Origin of the sequence: Bacillus sp. SG-1, assembly GCF_000181495.1 — a bacterium.
GTDB lineage: Bacteria > Bacillota > Bacilli > Bacillales > Bacillaceae_B > Rossellomorea.
In genome coordinates this window covers 1-1,679 of record NZ_ABCF01000158.1, presented here as the reverse complement: position 1 = coordinate 1,679, position 1,679 = coordinate 1, and the positions used below count along the sequence as shown (strand labels likewise).

2 protein-coding genes are annotated in these 1,679 nt (G+C 43.7%); both read right to left on the bottom strand.

Translation table 11 applies throughout. The annotated features are described in order from the left end of the window. Positions 1-1,327, bottom strand: a 1,327-nt coding sequence (gene mtaB, locus BSG1_RS19370; protein ID WP_044023215.1) for a tRNA (N(6)-L-threonylcarbamoyladenosine(37)-C(2))-methylthiotransferase MtaB, incomplete at its 3' end; no start/stop codon positions are given. 5 nt (positions 1,328-1,332) lie between these two features. Further along, positions 1,333-1,679, bottom strand: a 347-nt coding sequence (locus BSG1_RS19365) for an RsmE family RNA methyltransferase (RefSeq protein ID WP_006838940.1), incomplete at its 5' end; no start/stop codon positions are given.

Genomic DNA, 1,679 nt, shown 5'->3' with positions numbered 1-1,679 from the left:
TTTCCTCTTCCAGTACTCTGACAAATTGTCCTTCATTGAATGGATAACCTGCTTTAGTCAATTTCACTTTCACAAGCTTGCCTACCATATCTTCAGTTGCAGGGAAGACCACTTTCAGGTAGTTATCTGTATATCCAACATAAAGTCCGCTGTCTGGCTGCTCTTTATAAACCTCTTCAGGAATTACTTCCAACACTTCGTATTCAAACTGTGATGCATATTCTTTCGCAAGCTGGTTGGACAGTTCGATTAGTCGATGCACACGCTCATTTTTGATCTCTTCATCGATTTGGTCTGTCATCCTTGCTGCTGGTGTCCCCGTACGCTTGGAGTAAGGGAATACATGAAGCTCAGAGAACTTATGCTCTTTGATGAAGTTATATGTTTCCTTGAATTCTTCTTCCGTTTCACCAGGGAACCCTACAATTACATCAGAAGTAACCGCAAGACCAGGAAGTGCTTTTTTCAACTTCTCCAATCTTTCAGCAAAGAACTCCATTGTATATTTTCTTCTCATTCTCTTTAGCACAGTATTAGAACCGGACTGAAGAGGGATATGCAAGTGTCTTACTACCAACTTAGAGTTGTCGATGACTTCAATTACTTCATCCGTCAATTGGCTGGCTTCGATGGAAGATATCCTGATGCGTTTCAATCCATCAACCTTCTCTTCAAGATCGCGAAGAAGCATGGCAAGATTATAATCTTTCATATCTTCTCCATATCCGCCTGTGTGGATCCCCGTAAGGACAATTTCTTTATACCCTGCATCGACAAGCTGCTGTGCCTGGCGGATAACTTCCTCTGGTTCACGGGATCGCATTAACCCCCTTGCCCAAGGAATGATGCAGAAAGTACAAAAGTTATTACAGCCTTCCTGAATCTTCAGGGATGCACGTGTGCGGTCGGTGAATGCAGGAACCTGCAATTCTTCGTACACACGGTTTTTCATGATGTTTCCTACACCGTTGATGGGTTGTCTTTCCTCTTTGAACTGTTCAATATACTCAAGCATTTTTCTGCGGTCCTGTGTACCGACCACGATATCCACTCCTGGTATGGCCATGATTTCGGCAGGGGACGTCTGAGCATAACAACCTGTTACACAGATAACGGCATCAGGATTTTTCCTGATGGCGCGTCTGATGACCTGACGGCTTTTTTTATCACCAGTGTTGGTAACTGTACACGTATTGATGACATAAACATCTGCTGTATTCTCGTATTCAAGGCGTTCATAGCCCTGTTCTTTAAATAATTGCCAAATAGCCTCTGTTTCATAGTGATTCACTTTACAACCGAGGGTATGAAAAGCTACTGTTGGCATATTTTTCACCTCATTAATTCAAATTGATAGGATGCTGCTGACAGCAAATACAATGGAGCTGTCTCTGCACGCATGATCCTTGGCCCTAAACCACAAGAGACAAATCCATGGTCTTTAAGGACGTTTACTTCTTTTTCGGTTAAACCGCCTTCGGGTCCAAAAACCGCAAGCAGACGGTCACCAGGCTTCGCGCTTCTCAGTATGCCGGCCAGGTTGCTTTGTTCTCCGATTTTGGCATCTTCCTCAAAGGCAACAACTTTATAATCAAAGTTATCGGCTAAGGTTACCAGTTCTGTCAGCGAGACCGGGAATTCTACATTAGGGACATGCTGACGGTGTGACTGTTCAGCAG